General features: G+C 48.2%; 18 protein-coding genes. 17 read left to right on the forward strand and 1 reads right to left on the reverse strand.

Annotated features, from left to right (window positions below; genetic code table 11):
- Positions 1-17 precede the first annotated feature (17 nt).
- The 15 genes from hisZ to hisE all read left to right on the forward strand — a co-directional run bounded on the left by hisZ (position 18) and on the right by hisE (position 9822).
- Positions 18-1214, forward strand: a complete 1197-nt coding sequence (hisZ, locus tag BT105_RS07630) for an ATP phosphoribosyltransferase regulatory subunit (protein WP_072300169.1) — start codon at positions 18-20, stop codon at positions 1212-1214.
- The gene (hisG, locus tag BT105_RS07635; protein ID WP_028515676.1) at positions 1211-1840 is read left to right on the forward strand and encodes an ATP phosphoribosyltransferase; all 630 of its coding nucleotides are present in this window, start codon (positions 1211-1213) and stop codon (positions 1838-1840) included. Before hisZ ends, hisG begins: the two co-directional genes overlap by 4 nt.
- Positions 1837-3126 carry a histidinol dehydrogenase gene (gene hisD / locus BT105_RS07640; protein WP_072300170.1) on the forward strand — a complete coding sequence of 430 codons (1290 nt, stop codon included), beginning with the start codon at positions 1837-1839 and terminating at the stop codon, positions 3124-3126. The genes hisG and hisD overlap by 4 nt, the downstream gene beginning before the upstream one ends.
- A 64-nt stretch (positions 3127-3190) precedes the next feature.
- On the forward strand, positions 3191-4249 hold the full coding sequence (locus BT105_RS07645) for a pyridoxal phosphate-dependent aminotransferase (protein ID WP_072300171.1): 1059 nt from the start codon (positions 3191-3193) through the stop codon (positions 4247-4249).
- A gap of 14 nt (positions 4250-4263) precedes the next feature.
- Positions 4264-4845 carry an imidazoleglycerol-phosphate dehydratase HisB gene (gene hisB, locus BT105_RS07650; RefSeq protein WP_072300172.1) on the forward strand — a complete coding sequence of 194 codons (582 nt, stop codon included), beginning with the start codon at positions 4264-4266 and terminating at the stop codon, positions 4843-4845.
- Complete coding sequence (gene hisH / locus BT105_RS07655) at positions 4845-5450, forward strand: imidazole glycerol phosphate synthase subunit HisH (protein ID WP_072300173.1); 606 nt, start codon at positions 4845-4847, stop codon at positions 5448-5450. Before hisB ends, hisH begins: the two co-directional genes overlap by 1 nt.
- Positions 5451-5471: 21 nt before the next feature.
- Positions 5472-5882, forward strand: a complete 411-nt coding sequence (locus BT105_RS07660) for a hypothetical protein (RefSeq protein WP_072300174.1) — start codon at positions 5472-5474, stop codon at positions 5880-5882.
- Positions 5883-5904: 22 nt separating this feature from the next.
- Complete coding sequence (locus tag BT105_RS07665; protein WP_072300175.1) at positions 5905-6591, forward strand: tyrosine-protein phosphatase; 687 nt, start codon at positions 5905-5907, stop codon at positions 6589-6591.
- 11 nt (positions 6592-6602) lie between these two features.
- Positions 6603-7328, forward strand: coding sequence for a 1-(5-phosphoribosyl)-5-[(5-phosphoribosylamino)methylideneamino]imidazole-4-carboxamide isomerase (gene hisA / locus BT105_RS07670; RefSeq protein ID WP_072300176.1), 726 nt, complete (start codon positions 6603-6605; stop codon positions 7326-7328).
- A 1-nt stretch (position 7329) separates the two neighbouring features.
- Positions 7330-7533, forward strand: coding sequence for a hypothetical protein (locus BT105_RS07675; protein ID WP_072300177.1), 204 nt, complete (start codon positions 7330-7332; stop codon positions 7531-7533).
- 15 nt (positions 7534-7548) lie between these two features.
- Positions 7549-8304 (forward strand): imidazole glycerol phosphate synthase subunit HisF, encoded by a 756-nt coding sequence (hisF, locus tag BT105_RS07680; protein WP_072300178.1) that lies wholly within the window; start codon positions 7549-7551, stop codon positions 8302-8304.
- Positions 8305-8393: 89 nt separating this feature from the next.
- Entirely contained in the window at positions 8394-8714 is a 321-nt protein-coding gene (locus tag BT105_RS07685; RefSeq protein ID WP_177243948.1) for an SdpI family protein, read from the forward strand.
- Positions 8715-8717: 3 nt separating this feature from the next.
- Positions 8718-9116 (forward strand): cytidine deaminase family protein, encoded by a 399-nt coding sequence (locus tag BT105_RS07690; RefSeq protein WP_028515666.1) that lies wholly within the window; start codon positions 8718-8720, stop codon positions 9114-9116.
- Between the two features lie 17 nt (positions 9117-9133).
- Positions 9134-9484: a phosphoribosyl-AMP cyclohydrolase gene (gene hisI, locus BT105_RS07695; RefSeq protein WP_072300334.1), complete on the forward strand. Its 351-nt coding sequence runs from the start codon at positions 9134-9136 to the stop codon at positions 9482-9484.
- Positions 9484-9822, forward strand: coding sequence for a phosphoribosyl-ATP diphosphatase (hisE, locus tag BT105_RS07700; RefSeq protein WP_072300180.1), 339 nt, complete (start codon positions 9484-9486; stop codon positions 9820-9822). The genes hisI and hisE overlap by 1 nt, the downstream gene beginning before the upstream one ends.
- Positions 9823-9897: 75 nt before the next feature.
- Here hisE and BT105_RS07705 read toward each other — a convergent pair whose 3' ends face one another.
- On the reverse strand, positions 9898-10794 hold the full coding sequence (locus BT105_RS07705; protein WP_072300181.1) for an SGNH/GDSL hydrolase family protein: 897 nt from the start codon (positions 10792-10794) through the stop codon (positions 9898-9900).
- Between the two features lie 203 nt (positions 10795-10997).
- Here BT105_RS07705 and BT105_RS07710 point away from each other — a divergent pair, with 203 nt between their 5' ends.
- Both BT105_RS07710 and BT105_RS07715 read left to right on the forward strand, forming a co-directional pair.
- A complete protein-coding gene (locus BT105_RS07710; RefSeq protein ID WP_072300182.1) occupies positions 10998-11663 on the forward strand; it encodes an acyltransferase in 666 nt (221 codons plus the stop codon).
- Between the two features lie 181 nt (positions 11664-11844).
- The gene (locus BT105_RS07715; RefSeq protein WP_072300183.1) at positions 11845-17613 is read left to right on the forward strand and encodes a DUF4011 domain-containing protein; all 5769 of its coding nucleotides are present in this window, start codon (positions 11845-11847) and stop codon (positions 17611-17613) included.
- Positions 17614-17616 lie beyond the last annotated feature (3 nt).

Here is a 17616-nt window from a genome sequence, read left to right on the forward strand (position 1 = left end):
TTACCAAGGAGGTTGCTATGAAAAATTATGACCTTATCACTCCCGAGGGTACAAAGGACCTGCTCTTCGGAGAGTGCATAGTAAGACGAAATATAGAGAATACTCTCATGGGACTGTTCAGAAGCAGCGGCTACAGTGAGACTATCACCCCCGGTCTGGAGTTCTTTGACGTATTCAACCTTAATTCACGCTATTTTCCGCAGGAGAACCTGTACAAGCTGACAGACAGCAAGGGCAGACTTCTCGTTATGCGTCCCGATACCACAATGCCTATCGCAAGAATAGTTGCTACCCGTCTGAGAGACGCTGTTCTTCCTCTTAAGCTCTGTTACGCTCAGGCTGTTTACACCACCGAGCCATCATTAAAGGGCAGAAGCGATGAGGTAGTACAGGCAGGTATCGAGCTTATCGGCTCTCAGCTTAAAATGGCTGACCTTGAAGTAATATCAACAGCTGTTGATTCGCTCAGCTCATTCGGCATGGAGTTCTCACTTGAACTCGGTCATATCGGCATATTCAAGGAGCTTGTCAGCAAGCTGGACGCTTCTGAAAAGGACAAGGAAAACATCAGAAAGCTCATCGAGAACAAGAATTTCCCTGCGCTCAACGACCTGCTTGACAGCTTCGGCAATTCACCTGTTACAAATGCACTCAAAAAGCTCCCTGCGCTCTTCGGCGGCGAGGAAGTATTTGAAAAGGCTGAGGAGCTTATGCCTGATGACAATATCAAGCGTATCCTTGACGAGCTGAGAAATATTTACGCAGACGCTTCCGAGCTCTGCGGCGGCGACGGTACTATCACCGTTGACCTTGGACTGGTAAACAAGACCGACTACTACACAGGTCTTATCATAAAGGGCTATTTACAGGGACACGGCGAGGAGGTCCTCTCGGGCGGACGCTACGACAAGCTTATCTCCGAGTTCGGCTACGACGTTCCTGCTATCGGCTTTGCGGTAAATATCAACGCAGTTGCAAAGCTCATGGAAAAGAGCGACGTTCTTCCTGCCGAGCCAAAGGCTGACGTTATCGTTTATGCCGAGGAGGGCTGCGAGGTAGCTGCTCTCAAGGCTGCAAAGGAGCTCCGCGAGCAGGGACTTATCGTTGAGAACGCTCTCTTCGACGACCTTGAAAGCGTCCGTGAATACGCTATGGAGAAGAAGATAGCAAAGGTAGTAGTTATCGACGGCGAGAGCAAGGAGGTAAACATATGAACAAGCCTATAAGAATGGCTCTTACAAAGGGCAGACTGGAAAAGGACACAGTTGGTCTCCTTGAAAAGCTGGGCTTCGACTGCACAGCAGTACGTGAAAAGGGCAGAAAGCTCATACTTCCCGTACCTGACGCAAATCTTGAAGTCGTACTTGCAAAGGCTAACGACGTTATCACCTATGTTGAGCATGGCGTGTGCGACATGGGCGTTGTGGGCAAGGACACTATCATGGAGATGAAAGGCAAGTTCTATGAGCTTGTGGACCTTGGCTTCGGCAAATGCAAGTTTGCTCTTGCTACTAAAAAGGGTTACGACTTCTACAGCGGCTACGGCATAAAGACTATCGCTACAAAGTACCCCAATGTAGCAAGAAGCTTCTTTGAAAAGAAAGGCATGGACACCGAGATAATCAAGATAGAGGGCTCTGTTGAGCTTGCACCGCTTCTTGAACTTGCTGACGGTATCGTTGATATAGTTGAGACAGGTACTACTCTCAGGGAGAACGGACTTGAAGTAATCGAGGACGTTGCACCTATCTCCGCAAGACTTATCGCAAACACTGTTAGCCTCAAAATGAGACACGCTGAAATAGACAGACTTATTACACTTATAGAGGAGAATCTCTGATGAAGAAGATATTTGCAAACGGTACTGACGAAGTTGCATTCCTCAGTGACATTAAAAAGAGAAGCGGCGAGACCAACAAAAAGGTCACAGAAGTCGTTTCCGAGATAATCGAGAACGTCAAGGAAAACGGCGACGAGGCTGTAAAGGGCTATACTCTCAAATTTGACGGCAATCTGCCTCAGTACTATGAGGTACCCCGTGAGGTCATCAACGACGCTCTTACAGAAGCAGACCAGGAGTTCGTTGACGCTCTTCTGAATGCACAGGAGAATATTGCCGATTTCCACCAGAGACAGCTGGAGCAGAGCTTTATCTCTGCCAAGGATAACGGCGTAATTATGGGACAGCGTATCCGCGGACTGCACAGAGTAGGACTCTATGTTCCCGGCGGCACAGCTGCTTATCCGTCAAGCGTTCTTATGAATGCTATCCCTGCTAAAATTGCAGGCGTCAAGGAGATAATCATGGTAACTCCGCCACTTAAAGACGGCACACCGAACAAGGATATCCTTGTTGCGGCAGCTATCTGCGGCGTGGACAGAGTGTTCCTCTCGGGCGGCGCACAGGCTATCGCAGCTCTTGCATACGGCACAGAGGAGATACCAAAGTGCGACAAGATAGTAGGTCCCGGAAACATCTATGTAGCTACAGCCAAGAAGCTTCTTTACGGCGTAGTTGATATCGACATGATAGCAGGACCAAGCGAGATACTTGTTATTGCTGACGACACAGCAAATCCGAAGTTCGCAGCTGCTGACCTTATGTCACAGGCAGAGCACGACGTGCTTGCTTCTGCAATAATGGTAACAACCAGCGAGAAGCTTGCTGACGAGACTATCAAGGAGATAGACCGCCAGAAGGAGTATCTCTCCAGAAAGAGCATTATCGAGAAGTCTCTTGAAGACTACGGTGCAGTTATCATTGCCGACAGCCGTGAAAAGTGCGTAGAGCTGGCAAACGAGATAGCTCCCGAGCACCTTGAAGTCCTTATGGAGAACCCATTCGAGCTTCTCGGCAGCCTTGACAACGCAGGTTCCATATTCCTCGGTCACTATGCTTCCGAGCCGCTCGGCGACTATTATGCAGGACCTAACCACGTCCTCCCAACAAGTGGTACAGCCCGTTTCTTCTCTCCTCTCGGAGTTGCAAGCTTTACAAAGCGTACTGCTTACACATATTACACTGAGGACGCTCTCAGAAAGGCTAAGGACGACATCGTTCTTATTGCAGAGCGCGAGGGACTTACAGCTCACGCTAACGCTATCAAGGTAAGATTTGAAGACTAAATCACGCAATGGGGCGGCTTGAAATACAGCTGCCCTATAGGTGTTTTTTTGGAAAGGATAAAATATGAGTTACAAACTTAATAAAAAGCTGGTAAATTTAGTGCCCTACGATCCCATAACAGGACACTATGATATAAGACTTGACGCTAACGAGAGCTGTTTCAATTTAAGCGACAGCTTAAAGGCAAAGATTACAAAGAGCATTTCGCAGATAGACTTCAACCGCTATCCCGACTGCCTTGCAAAGGCTCCCACAAAGGCTTTTGCTGAGCTTTACAACGTTCCCGAGGAGCTTGTCAGCGCAGGAAACGGCTCCGACGAGCTCATCAGCATTATAGAGGGCTGCTTCTTTGAGGCAGGGGACACAGTTGTGAACGTGTCCTACGACTTCTCAATGTATCAGTTCTACGCACAGCTCTATGAGGTAAACGTGGAGACCTATCAGAAAGAAGCCGACCTGACGATAAACCCTGACAAGCTCATTGCTTTCTGCAAGGAAAAGGGCGCAAAGGGACTTATCTTCTCGAACCCATGCAACCCTACATCTTTAGGTCTTAAAAGGGAAGATGTAAGGAAGATAATCGAGTCTCTTGAAGACGTTCTTGTTATCCTTGATGAAGCTTATATGGACTTCTGGGATCAGTCTATCCTTGATGAGGTAAATAACTACAGCAATCTCATTATCCTCAAGACCTGCTCAAAGGCTATCGGCATGGCGGCTGTAAGATTCGGTTTTGCAGTTGCAAACAAGACCATAACCAATGCTATCCGCGCAGCTAAGTCCCCATACAACAACGACACAGTTGCACAGACAATAGTTGCGGATATACTCAGCGAGAAGCAGTATCTTGCGGACTGCCGCAATACTATAGTTGCCAATACAAAGAAGCTCTACAGCGATATCGCGGCACTGGACAAGAAGTACGGCTGCTTTGATAAAGTATATGAGCCATGCACCAATTTTGTATTCATAAAGACAGATGAATGCGACAAGATATATCAGTTCATGCTGGACAATTCAATCGCAATAAGAAAATTCAAGGGCGCGATACGAATCACATCGGGCAGCGCCGAGGAAAATGCACGTCTTATGGAAGTGCTTGAAAACTACTTCAGAAAATAAAGGAGGCGGCTGCAATGCGCAAGGCTGAAATTGAAAGAGTTACCAAGGAAACTCAGATAAAGATATCCGTATCCCTTGACGAAAAGGGAAAGGCTGACATCGACACAGGCATAGGCTTCTTCGACCATATGCTCACAGCGCTGTCGGTACACAGCGGTATCAGCATGACTGTCAAGGTAAAGGGCGACCTGCACGTTGACTGTCACCACACCATTGAGGACACAGGTATAGCTCTGGGACAGGCTCTGGGAAAGGCTCTCGGCACAAAGTCGGGCATAGTCCGCTACGGTACGGCTTATATCCCAATGGACGAGTCTCTTGCAATGGCAAGTCTCGACCTGAGCAACAGACCTTTCCTTGTGTTCAACTGTGACTTTACAAATCAGAGCTGCGGAGATTATGACCTTTGCATGACAGAGGAGTTCTTCCGTGCATTTGCCTTCAATTCGGGCATGACACTGCACATAAACCTGCTTTACGGCAGCAATGACCACCACAAGGCAGAGGCTGTCTACAAGGCAGTTGCACACGCTCTTAAAACAGCCGTTACCGAGAACAAGGACGGCTCAACGCTCTCCACGAAAGGAGTTCTCTGATGATAGCGATAATCGACTACGGCGCAGGCAATATTTTCAGTGTAAAGAACGCGCTGGACTACCTTGGACTTGAAAGCAGGCTCGTCAGTGACAAGGAGTCCGTAAAGGCAGCAGATGCTGTTATTCTCCCGGGAGTTGGTGCGTTTCCGGCTGCTATGAAAAAACTTGAAGCTACAGGACTTGTGGACACTATCAAGGAAGAAGCAGCAAGAAAGCCGTTCCTCGGTATCTGCCTCGGTATGCAGCTCATATTTGACAAGGGCTACGAGTTCGAGGAGTGCGACGGGCTGGGACTTATCGGCGGCAGCGTCCGTAAAATGGAAGAGCCAGACCTTATAATCCCCCATATGGGCTGGAACAAGCTTGAAAAGCTCAATGACTGTCCGCTGCTTGCAAATGTGGGCGATAACGAGTATGTTTACTTCGTTCACTCCTACAAGGCTCACTGCGAGGATAAGAATATCGCTGCTTATGTTGAGTACGGCGGACGTGTTCCTGCACTTGTTTACGACGGAAAGTACGTGTACGGAGCACAGTTTCACCCCGAAAAGAGCGGCGAAACAGGTCTGAAGATACTTCGCAGCTTCGGTTCGCTTATAAATTGAATATGATATAGGAGTAACGGTATGAAAAAAATTGTAGCAAAAGTTTCAGGTGGAGTTTTAGCAGCAGGTTTGATCGGATTCCTGATATGGGACAATGTTTACTCTTTCAAAGGTGATGGCAGACATTTTCTGACCGGCAGATACTATGCTGATTTTTATTACTTCAATGGGAATGAACGTTTTGAATTTCAGCTGGAAACAGGCGAAAAACTGCACCTTGACGCTCATATAGAGAAAGGTAAGGCAAAAGTCTCATTTACCCGAAAGGGCGAAAAAAGCGGCGAAGTGATAAGTAATATTGAAGATGCTGATACTTATTTTACCGCTGATGAAACAGGAAGATATGTTGTAAAAATAAATTTCAAACACGCTAAAGGATATGTTGAGATAAAGTGTGACGATCAGGTAAAGGATAAGAAGATTTACCGCTGAAGATCAAAATAGGAGGACTTATATGACATACAGGAGTCTGCTTTCATGCACTTGCAATACAAGGGAGCTGGGCGGCATAAGAACGGCAGACGGAGGTCTTACAAAGGGCGGCGTTTTCTGGCGCAGCGATGTTCCTGTTCAGCCAACAGCCGAGGACATTGAGAAGCTCCGCGCTGCTCATATCACGACTATAATAGATATGCGTACGGAAGAGGAGCGTGACAGAAAGCCCTGCGGACTTGCTGATATTGAGGGATTTGAGTATCGTCATTTCCCCATAACCGAGGGCAGCGGCGTTCCCGAGAGCCTTGAAGCAGTTCCACTTTCCTACATGGACATAGTGACGGCTGATAGTATGCCAAAGGTGATGAAAACCATTGCCGAAGCTTCTGAGGGTGTTCTTTTCCACTGTACGGCAGGAAAAGACAGAACGGGAGTTGTGACGGCTATAATTCTTCTGCTCTGCGGCGCGTCGCGTGAGGATATCGTTGAAAATTACGTCATCAGCCGCGAGTACAATCACAAGAATTTAGAGGCATTTCTCAGCGCTCACCCCGAGGTCGACAGGAACATAGTTCTTGCCAATCCGAAGAGCATGAACGGCTTTATTGACCTTTTCACGGAGCGCTTCAGCACTGCGGAAAAATATTTTGAAGCTGTCGGTCTTAATGCTGAATATGCAGATATGGTACGCAATAAACTGATTTAAGGAGAATAATAATGATAATTTTACCTGCAATAGATATAAAGGACGGCAACTGCGTCCGCCTGTTCAAGGGCGATTTTTCAACAGTTGAAAAGGTTGCTTCGGACTATCTCGAAACTGCTAAAAGTTTCGAGGCGGCAGGCGCTCAGTGGATTCACATGGTAGACCTTGACGGTGCCAAAGAGGGCAGACCTGTCAACACGAAGATATACACAGACGTTGCCGAAAAGACAAATCTCAAGGTCGAGCTGGGCGGCGGTATCCGCAGTATAAAGACAATTCAGGAGTACTTTGATATGGGTATCACAAGAGTTATCCTCGGTTCTGTGGCTCTCAAAAGCCCTAAGCTTGTCTGCGAAGCCGTTGAAAAGTTCGGCAGTGATAAGATAGTCGTAGGGATAGACGCAATGAACGAAATGGTGGCTACAGAGGGCTGGCTTGAAAGCTCCGACGTACACTATATCGACCTTGCAGATAAGATGATCGAATCAGGCGTGAAGTATTTCATTTTTACAGATATATCAAAGGACGGCACACTCTCGGGAGTGAACCGTGAGCAGCTCAAAAAGCTTGCAGACGCCACTGAGGGCAGGGCCAATATTGTTGCAAGCGGCGGAGTCCACACTATGGACGACATCATCGCCTGCAAGGAAATGGGACTTTACGGAACTATCTGCGGAAAGTCGATATACAAGGGTACACTTGACCTTAAAGAAGCTATAGAGTATTCGGAGAAGTAATATGAACGATGTAAAACCAACAAAAGCATGGTCAATATCATTGATCACAGGCAGCATAAGTTCGCTTATAGTTATTCTGACAAGGATAGCAGGTATTCAGCTGAATGACTGGGTAAGGCGTATTTTAGGGATAATTCTCCTTATTTCTCTGCCTGTAATGGTATTTACCTCCATAAGAATGTATAAAAAAGCTAAGAACGGATAAAAAGGAAGTGAAAGAATGCTTGCAAAGAGAATAATCCCTTGTCTTGACGTAAGAAACGGCAAGGTAGTCAAGGGCGTGAATTTTGAGGGAGTACGCGATGTAGGCGATCCTGTTGAGTGTGCCGAGGAGTACAACAAGCAGGGCGCTGACGAGATAGTTTTCTATGATATCACGGCTTCATTCGAGGGACGCGGAGTTTTCCTCGACGTCGTAAGAGACACAGCTAAAAAGGTATTCGTACCTCTTACAGTGGGCGGCGGTATAAAGACCGTTGACGATATCCGCGAGGCTCTGAGAGCAGGTGCGGACAAGGTATCGGTAAACTCTCAGGCTGTACAGAATCCACAGCTCATCAAGGACGGAGCTGATATCTTCGGCAGCCAGTGTATCTGCGTAGGTATCGACGCCAAGAAGATATCCGACAACAAGTGGACAGTCTATATAAACGGCGGACGCAAGGACATGGGCATAGACCTTATTGACTGGGTACACACTATCGAAAAGCTGGGAGCAGGCGAGATATGCCTTAACTCCATAGACGCAGACGGAACCAAGGAGGGCTTCGATATACCTATGCTGAAGGCTGTCTGCGACAACTGCTCCATACCTGTTATCGCCAGCGGCGGAGCAGGCAAAATAAACGACTTCTATGAGGTGTTCGAGAAAACTGGAGCTACTGCTGCTCTTGCGGCTTCACTTTTCCACTTCAAGGAGCTTACCGTAGGCGAGGTCAAGGACTACTGCCGCGGTAAGGGCGTAATAGTCAGATAAACTTTGGACGTGAGGTGAGAGCTATGCTTTGGTTTTTTCTGATATTGGATGTGATTTTATCTGCGGCAGCTCTTCTGGGTGGCTATTATATGAAATTTCACGCTCCGAAGGACTCCGAAATGAAAATGGGAGTGCTGACTGAGAGCGCCAAAAAGAGCCGCGACACATGGGAATTTGCCAACAAGACCTGCGGCAAGTACTGGATAAGAGCAGGTATCGCAGGTATCGTGCTGACGACAGCCGCTGTGAATACGGCATTTCTTGCAAGTGAAAAAACAGCAGCTATAGTTTCGCTTGCAGCAACAGTAATCATCGTGCTTGCTATGAGCTGTTCAATGACCACAGTTATGATGAAGCTCCGCGCAAATTTTGACGAAAACGGTAAACCTGTCGAAAAGGAGGAGCAATGAACCATGGACAAGATATGGCAGGAGATGTATGCAGCTGCAAAAGCTGTTCTTGCGCCGCGCCGCATATCCGAATATGTTACAGCAGGCGAGGTCTCGGCAGCTGTGCTGAGCAAATCGGGGAAAATATATACGGGAGTATGTATTGATACCTGTTCCTCACTTGGTATATGCGCTGAGAGAAATGCCATATTCAGCATGATAACCAATGGCGAAAACGAGATAGACAAGGTGCTTTGTATACCACCCTTTGAAGGCAAGGGCGCTCCATGCGGAGCCTGCCGTGAGCTTATGGTGCAGCTTATGCCTGAAAGCTATAAGGATATCGAGATAATGCTCGATTACAGCAAGGGCAAGGTCATAAAGCTCGGCGATATAACTCCCGAGTGGTGGATAGATTATTGAAACGAAAGGTAAAAACAATGATAAAGATAGACTTGAACGACCTTGACAAATTCTTCGTAAAGGGAGAGCTTATCCCTGCGATATGCTACGAGGTCAACACAAAAACTGTTCTTATGCTTGCGTATATGAACAAAGAGAGCCTTAAAAAGACTCTCGAAACAGGCTATACATGGTTCTGGAGCCGTTCCCGTCAGGAGTACTGGAACAAGGGCGCAACGAGCGGACATTTGCAGAAGGTAGTTTCTATCTACGGCGACTGCGACAACGATACACTGCTTGTGAATGTTGAGCAGACGGGAGTTGCCTGTCATACAGGAAGCTACAGCTGCTTTTTCAACGAAATATATAATACAGAGGAGAATGAATAATGACAGTTTATCAGGAAATTTTTGAAGTTATCAAGGAGAGAAAGAAGCAGTTCGAGAACGGTACAGCTGCTGAGAATTCCTACACCTGCTACCTTTTTGAAAAGGGCGTAGACAAGATATGCAAGAAGGTAGGCGAAGAGGCTACCGAGACAGTTATCGCTGCAAAGAACGGCGACAACAACGAGCTCATGAACGAGATAAACGACCTGCTTTACCACGTAATGGTGCTTTGTGCAAATCAGGGACTTGATTGGTCTGACGTAGAGAGAGTTCTCGACGAAAGAAACGAAAAAATCGGCAACCTCAAGAAGTTCCACGAGGTAGACAAGAATACATGATAAAAAAAGGCGTGATATCATATCACGCCTTTTTTATGTAGGGGCTGGCGTCCTCGACAGCCCATTTAATGTACCTTATCCTCCCAACCGCTTTTTGAAATCTGTTTTATCAAGAAAATCAAACAGAGCAGTCAGTATATCGTTATAGCAGGGGATATAGATGTGCATACCGTCTCCCGAGGAATATTCGTCGCGGAGATTCTGCTTATCGTCGCAGACCACTGAATAAACGTCGAAATAGACGACCTGCGGCGAATCCATATCCTTTACCATTTTTTCAAGAGCCGTATTGTACTCGCGGATAATGCTGTTCTTGACCACAGTACAGTCGGAGCACACTGGGGTTATGCCTGCCACAACGATGTTTATCTCGGGCATACGCTTCATTATCTCGTCTATGACCTCGCGGTAGCGATTTACGTATTTCTCGGAGGAATTCATATTCACATCGTTCATACCAACCGAGATATACAGCAGTCTCGGGCGGATTTCTTCTATGGAATCCACCATGCCAAGCTCGCCGTTTCCGTGATTGAATGTGAAGTAGTCCAGATTCCACATGGATACGGAGTCTGCTGCGATATTGTGCATTTTAGGAACGAAGCCGTAATAGCAGAAGCCAAGTGCGAGAGAATCGCCTGCAACGGCAAGTCTGTCCTGATAAAAAGCGCTGTTAGGTGAAGTGCCTGCGTATCGGTCAGGCTGTATCACTTCATACGGCGAAGTTGTAGTTGCGATCGTAGTAGTTACGGTAGTTGTAGTCGTTGTGCAGGTAGTTACGGGACAGGTGGTCAGCTCATCGTTGACGATATCCGCAGCGGCGCTGACAGCGGCAACTGCGAATTTACCTGCCGTTTCCGAGTCCTCATTCTGCCCGAATGAGGAGGTGAGGGAAAACGTAAGAACAACTGACAGGAATATCAGCATACCCAGCACAGGACTTTTCAGCAGACCGATAATTTTATCTTTCATAGTCAACACTTCCTGTTTGACGCGGAGTTTCATAATAAAAGTGCCTCATAGAGCCACGTTTATATTTTACCATATTTTTCCATGCTTGTAAAGCGCAAACAAAAAAACGAGATAAAAAATCCCTGCGATATTGACTTTTTCTGCGCAGGGGAGTATAATATTTATATCTGTGTATATAATTACTGGAATAGGAGTCAGGAAAAATGGAAAATGTAAAAATTAACCAGCTTTATGACCTCTCTCATACAGCTGCAAAGGATTATCTCAGCAAGTTCACATACCCGTGGGAGGCTCTCAAGGGTATCAGCGAGTTTATAATCACACTGGGCAAGTCACTCAGCAAGGACGAGTACGATAACCCCTCCGAAAATGTATGGGTACATAAGACCGCAAAGGTTTTCCCAACAGCATATCTCGGAGCTCCATGCATTATCGGAGCTAATACCGAAGTCCGCCACGGCGCATTTATCAGAGGAAGCGCACTTGTGGGCGATAACTGCGTTGTGGGCAACTCTGTCGAACTGAAGAACGTTATCCTTTTCGATAACGTGCAGACTCCACACTATAACTATGTAGGCGACAGTATCCTCGGCTACAAGTCACATATGGGCGCAGGCTCTATCACATCTAATGTCAAGTCCGACAAGACCAATGTTGTGGTAAAGTCAGACGATGAAAAGATTGAGACAGGCATCAAGAAGATTGGCGCAATGCTTGGCGATTTCGTTGAGGTAGGCTGCAACAGCGTACTCAACCCAGGAACTATCATCGGCAGAAACTCAAACATCTATCCAACAAGCTGCGTAAGAGGAGTTATTCCCTCAGACAGCATTTACAAGACAGGCGGAGTCATAGTTCACAAGCAGTGAGCTGGCTTCTGACGGCGATAACTTACTGTTTTAAAGATAAAAAGACTAACTGATGATTTTTCAGCTCCCGTTCGGGAGCTTTTTTGTTTGATTTTTTTCGCCTTAAATATTGTAAAATAAAGCAAAATGTGGTATCATAATAATGTATATTTTTTCGCCGAGGGGCAGAATGGAGGAGCGTATGGAGAACAAGATCACATTCAGCGGCAATATGACCGCGCAGATAAACTTCGCAATGCAGCAGAACTATGTTCCCGTTTTCAGAAATATCGTCATGACCAACAACACCGACGAGGATCTGACAAGCGTAAAGCTGAGGATAAGGTTTGAACCTGAGTTCGCAAAGACCTTTGAATCAGTGCCTGTAGACCTGAAGCCGTCTCAGCCTGTTGAGACAGCTCCCATAAATATCATCTTAAACGCGGACTATCTTTTCAGTCTCACTGAAAAGCTTGTGGGCAGTGTTACTATAGAGGCTTTGCAGGGGGACGAGGTCATTGCCGAGGAGACGCGTACTATAGAGCTTCTTGCATACGATCAGTGGTCGGGTATAAACTTCATGCCCGAGACCGTTGCTGCCTTTGTTTCGCCCAATCACCCAAAGGTTCAGGAGATAGTGGCTGCGGCAGGAAAGTACCTGCAAAAATGGTGCGGCGATCCTGCGTTTACGGGCTATCAGTCCAGGAACCCCAATATAGTCAAGCAGCAAATGGGCGCAGTTTATGCGGCATTACAGGAGCAGAACATCGCCTACGCTATGCCGCCTGCAAGCTTTGAGCAGGCTCAGCGCATACGTATGCCCGACGCAGTTCTTGAATCCAAGCAGGGCACCTGCCTTGACCTTGCTGTGTTGTACACTTCCTGCCTTGAAGCAGTTGGACTTAACCCCCTCATAATAATGATACAGGGACACGCCTTTGCAGGCTGCTGGCTGGAGGAGGAGACCTTCTCGGACTGCCTGCAATACGATATGTCGGCAGTCACAAAGAGAGCTGCTCACGGAATCGACGCTCTCAGTCTTGTGGAGTGCACCGACTTCACCGCAGGTAAGAACACTGATTTCGACAGTGCCGAGAGCCACGCTGTATCGGCACTTGACGACGAATCAAAGTTCTGCTTTGCCATAGATATAAGCCGTACTCGTTCCAGCGGAATCCGTCCCGTGCCCTCAAAGGTATCGGAAAACGGCACATTCAAGGCTGTGGACTATGGCGCAAGAAAGAAATCAGAGATAACCTCAGCTCCAAACGAGATAGCCCAGCAGGGCATTGCCAACGCAGAGGGCAGAGAGGTGACAAAGCAGCTGATGTGGGAGAGAAAGCTCCTTGACCTCAGCCTGCGTAACAGCCTGCTGAACTTCCGTGCAACAGCTATGAGCGTTCAGCTGATGATAAGCGACTTAGGCGTACTGGAGGACGAGATATCAAAGGGTGAGGACTTCAAGGTAATGCCAATGCCCAACGATATGACCCTGCAGATGTCTGACAGCAAGATATTCGAGATTGAAAACGACCGTGACCTCATTAGCAATATCTCACAGTCGGAGTTCAAGAGCCACCGCCTGCGTACCTTTATTTCTGAGTCAGAGCTTGAAAAGACTATGAAAAAGCTCCACAGACAGGCAAAGGTGAGCATTGAGGAAAACGGCGTAAATACCATATATCTGGCACTTGGCTTCCTGAAGTGGTTCGAGACCGAAAAGAGCGACAAGCCGCGCTATGCGCCGCTGGTGCTGATACCTGTGGATATAATCCGCAAGGTGCAGGAGAAGTCCTACGTTATACGTATGCGCGACGAGGACACACAGGTGAACATCACTATGCTGGAGTATATCCGCCAGACCTACGGTATCGACATAAAGGGACTTGATCCCGTTCCCGAGGATGAGAACGGCGTTGACTTACAGCTTATTTTCAACACCGTAAGACAGGGGATACTCTCACAGCCTCGCTGGGATATCGTGGACTATGCCTTCATCGGACAGTTCTCCTTCAACCGTTTCATCATGTGGAACGATATCCGCAACCGCGCCGATGAGCTTGCTAAAAACAAAGTCGTTGCAAGCCTTATCTCAGGCAAGACCGAGTGGGCAGGAGACGACCTGTACATATCTCCGCTTGACCTTGACAACAAGGTAGCTCCCACGGATTTAGTAGTCCCACTCAGCGCCGATTCTTCGCAGCTTGCGGCAGTTTATGCGGCTTCTCAGGGCAAGAGCTTCGTGCTTCACGGACCTCCCGGAAGCGGTAAGTCACAGACTATCACAAACATGATAGCAAGTGCGCTGTATCAGGGAAAATCCGTACTCTTTGTAGCCGAGAAAATGGCGGCGCTATCAGTTGTTGAAAAGCGTCTCAACAAGGTCGGACTTGGACCGTTCTGTATAGAGCTCCATTCAAACAAGGCTCAGAAGCGAGCTGTGCTCAATCAGCTGGAAGAGACTCTCAACGTAGGACGTATCAAGAAACCTGCGGAGTACAAGGCTCAGGCTGACAAGATAGCGGAAATGCGAAAAGAGCTCAACGGCACCATGGAGGAGATACACAAGAAGCGCAACTTCGGCTGCTCCATGTATGACGCGGCTGTAAGATACGAGCATAACAGCAGCTTCGGCGGCAAGTTCACATTCACCAACGAGCAGCTTGACGCCATGAGCGAGACATCATATTCCACATGGCGAGAGACCTTGGAGAGCCTTGCTGCGGCAGGTCGTGAGTTCGGTGACGTGACAACTACTGCCCTTGGAGTATGCGAGCTTACCGAGTGTACTCCCGAAACAAGGGGCGCTATGGAGGCGAAGCTCCGCGAGCTTAAAACAGCTCTTGCGGCTGCACAGAGCGACACAGCACAGATAGCAGCATTCACAGGCAGCAGCGAGATGACCTTTGAGGAATGCAAGCTTGCGGCAGAGATAATGACGGCTTCTGCCAAGGGCGAGCAGCTTCTTCCAGATATTATTGCCGACAGCCGCTGGAACGGTTTCAAGGAGCCTGCACAGGCGCTTATGGGCACGGGAAAGCAGCTCATGAGCGTCAAGAACGAGCTTCTCGAAAAGTTCGAGCCCTCAGTCCTCGGCTACAATGCTTCGGACGCTCTGGTGCGCTGGAAAACCGCACAGGGTAAGTGGTTCATAGGCAAGGCATTGGGCAGCAAAAAGCTGGTTAAGGAGCTTGCAGCTCATGCAAAATCGGCTTCAACTGTAACCAAAGAGAATATAACGCAGTATTACGACAAGATAAATCAGTTTGCAGCTCTTAAAGCTCAGGTCTCATCGGCTCAGCCCGAGCTGGTGAAGTACTTCGGTACTATCAAGCTTGACGAGAACGCCGACTGGAACGCTATAGAGGGTATTGTTGCCCGTTCATCGGAGCTTGGCGAAAGAGTTGCGGCTTCAACATTCTTGCCCGAGATAAAGCAGAAGCTCTGCGCAAGCCTTACAACAGGCGTAAACGGCGATACTTCAAAGATAACTGCGGATTATGCAGCTCTGGAAAATGTGGCTTCACAGCTCCGCGGCAGCTTTGGTATCAATACGGACAAGCTCATCACAGGCGAAAACTGGGGCAGCGACGCACAGCAGAAGACTGACGCCGTTATTGACGAGCTGCCAATGCTCAAGGAGTGGACGGGTATCGTCACTATATGCAGCAGGCTCCGCGAACTTGGTATCGGCAATGTCGCCGACGCCTACATGAACGGCGAGGTGCCCACCGAGCAGCTTATCCCTGCCTTTGACTGCGATATCAGCAAGGCTATGGTGACAGGCACTATTTCTCGAAACAGCGTACTTTCACATTTTCAGGGAACTCTCTTTGAGGAGACTATCAGGAAATTCGGCGAGGTACTGGACAACTTCTCCACATTGTCTATCAAGGAGCTTGCGGCTGACCTTTCGGCTAAGATACCGACACCGGGCAGCTCTGCTAACAGTTCGGAGATAGGCATACTGCAAAAGGCTATAAAGTCGGGCGGACGTATGATGTCTATCCGTAAGCTTTTCGACAGCATACCAAATCTGCTCCGCAGAATGTGTCCTGTAATGCTCATGAGCCCAATATCTGTGGCTCAGTATATAGATCCGTCTTACCCGAAATTCGACCTTGTCATCTTCGACGAGGCTTCTCAGCTCCCCACCTGTGAGGCTGTAGGAGCTATCGCAAGAGGCGAGAATGTCATCGTTGTCGGCGATCCGAAACAGCTGCCGCCTACAAGTTTCTTTGCTTCAAATCAGGTGGACGAGGAGAACTACGAAAAGGAAGACCTTGAAAGCGTACTGGACGACTGTCTGGCACTTTCAATGCCTCAGAAGCACCTGCTCTGGCATTATCGTTCGCGCCATGAGAGCCTTATCGCATACAGCAACTCCAAGTACTACGAGAACAAGCTCTACACGTTCCCGTCGCCTGACGATCAGGTCTCGGAGGTAAGCTGGGTTCACGTTGAGGGCTACTACGACAAGAGCTCCACACGTACAAACAAAGCCGAAGCACAGGCTGTAGTCGAGGAGATATGCCGCAGACTGAGAGACGAAAAGCTGAGAAAGCTCAGTATCGGCGTTGTTACATTCAGTCTCCCGCAGCAGAACCTTATCGACGACCTGCTCATGGACGCTTACCGCGCAGAGCCTAAGCTTGAAGAATACGCAAACGAGATGTATGAGCCCATTCTCATTAAGAACCTTGAAAACGTACAGGGCGATGAGCGTGATGTTATCATGTTCTCTATCGGCTACGGTCCCGACAAGGAGGGCAAGGTGTCTATGAACTTCGGTCCTCTTAACCGTGACGGCGGCTGGAGACGTCTTAACGTTGCTATCTCGCGTTCAAAGTGTCAGATGATAGTATTCTCTGTCATCACACCCGATATGATAGACCTTTCACGTACACGCTCAGACGGCGTTGAGGGACTCAAGGGATTTCTTGAATTTGCTGCCAAGGGCAGAAGTGCTCTACCTGTAAGGGCAGGCTCAAACAGCAGCAGTGAGGGATTTGAGACAGTAGTTGCGGCTGAGCTGAAAAAGCTGGGCTATGACTGCAAGTGCAGTGTAGGCTGCTCGGACTACAAGATAGATGTTGCAGTTGTAAATCCCGACAAGCCTGACAGCTACATCATGGGCATAAACTGCGGTAATGAAGCTAACTTCCACAACGGCACAGCAAGCGACAGAACGCTGTCTCAGCCGAGTGTGCTCAAAGGTCTTGGCTGGAACGTTATGAGCGTTTATATTATCGACTGGCTTGACAATAAGGAAAAGGTACTCGGCAAGATAAAGGCTGAGATAGACGCGGCTGTGGAGCGTTTCCGCAATCCCGATAATGCTCCCAAGGCTGAGGAAAAGAAGAAGCAGGAGATAGTTTTCGAGACCGAGAAGGTGGCTGAATTTGCGGAGAGCTTCGACGAGTTTAAGTCATTTAAAATAAGGGCGCTGGGAAATTCCGAGAACTTCACTGAGGCTGCAACAGCAAAGATAACCAAGTGTATCAACGATATTCTTGCGGCTGAGGCTCCAATGAACAAGAAAGTCCTTGCCAAAAAGACATTCTCTTGCTGGGGAATATCCCGTCCGGGAGCTAATATGAAGGCGCTTTTCGATACTGCTTTTGCAAATGCAGACGTTAATGTAACTCAGGCAGGCGAGAACGAGTACGTATGGCTCAGCTCACAGAAGCCAGAGGAGTACGACAAGTGCCGCACTGTCTATAAGAACGACGAAAAGCGCGATATCGACGATGTTGCTCCCGAGGAGATAGCAGTCGGCATAAAGGAGATAATGTCCCGTCAGGTGGCTATGGCGCGTGAGGACCTGCTTCGTGAGGTGGCTCATCTCTTCGGCTTTACAAGGATAACACCGTCTCTGGAGACATCGGTGTCTCTCGGTATAAAGGCGGCTAAGAACCGCGGCTGGGTAGGCTTTTCCGAGGACGGAAGAGTGTCCTACACAGGAAATTGAATT

The organism is Ruminococcus flavefaciens, assembly GCF_900119075.1.
Lineage (GTDB): Bacteria > Bacillota > Clostridia > Oscillospirales > Ruminococcaceae > Ruminococcus > Ruminococcus flavefaciens_Q.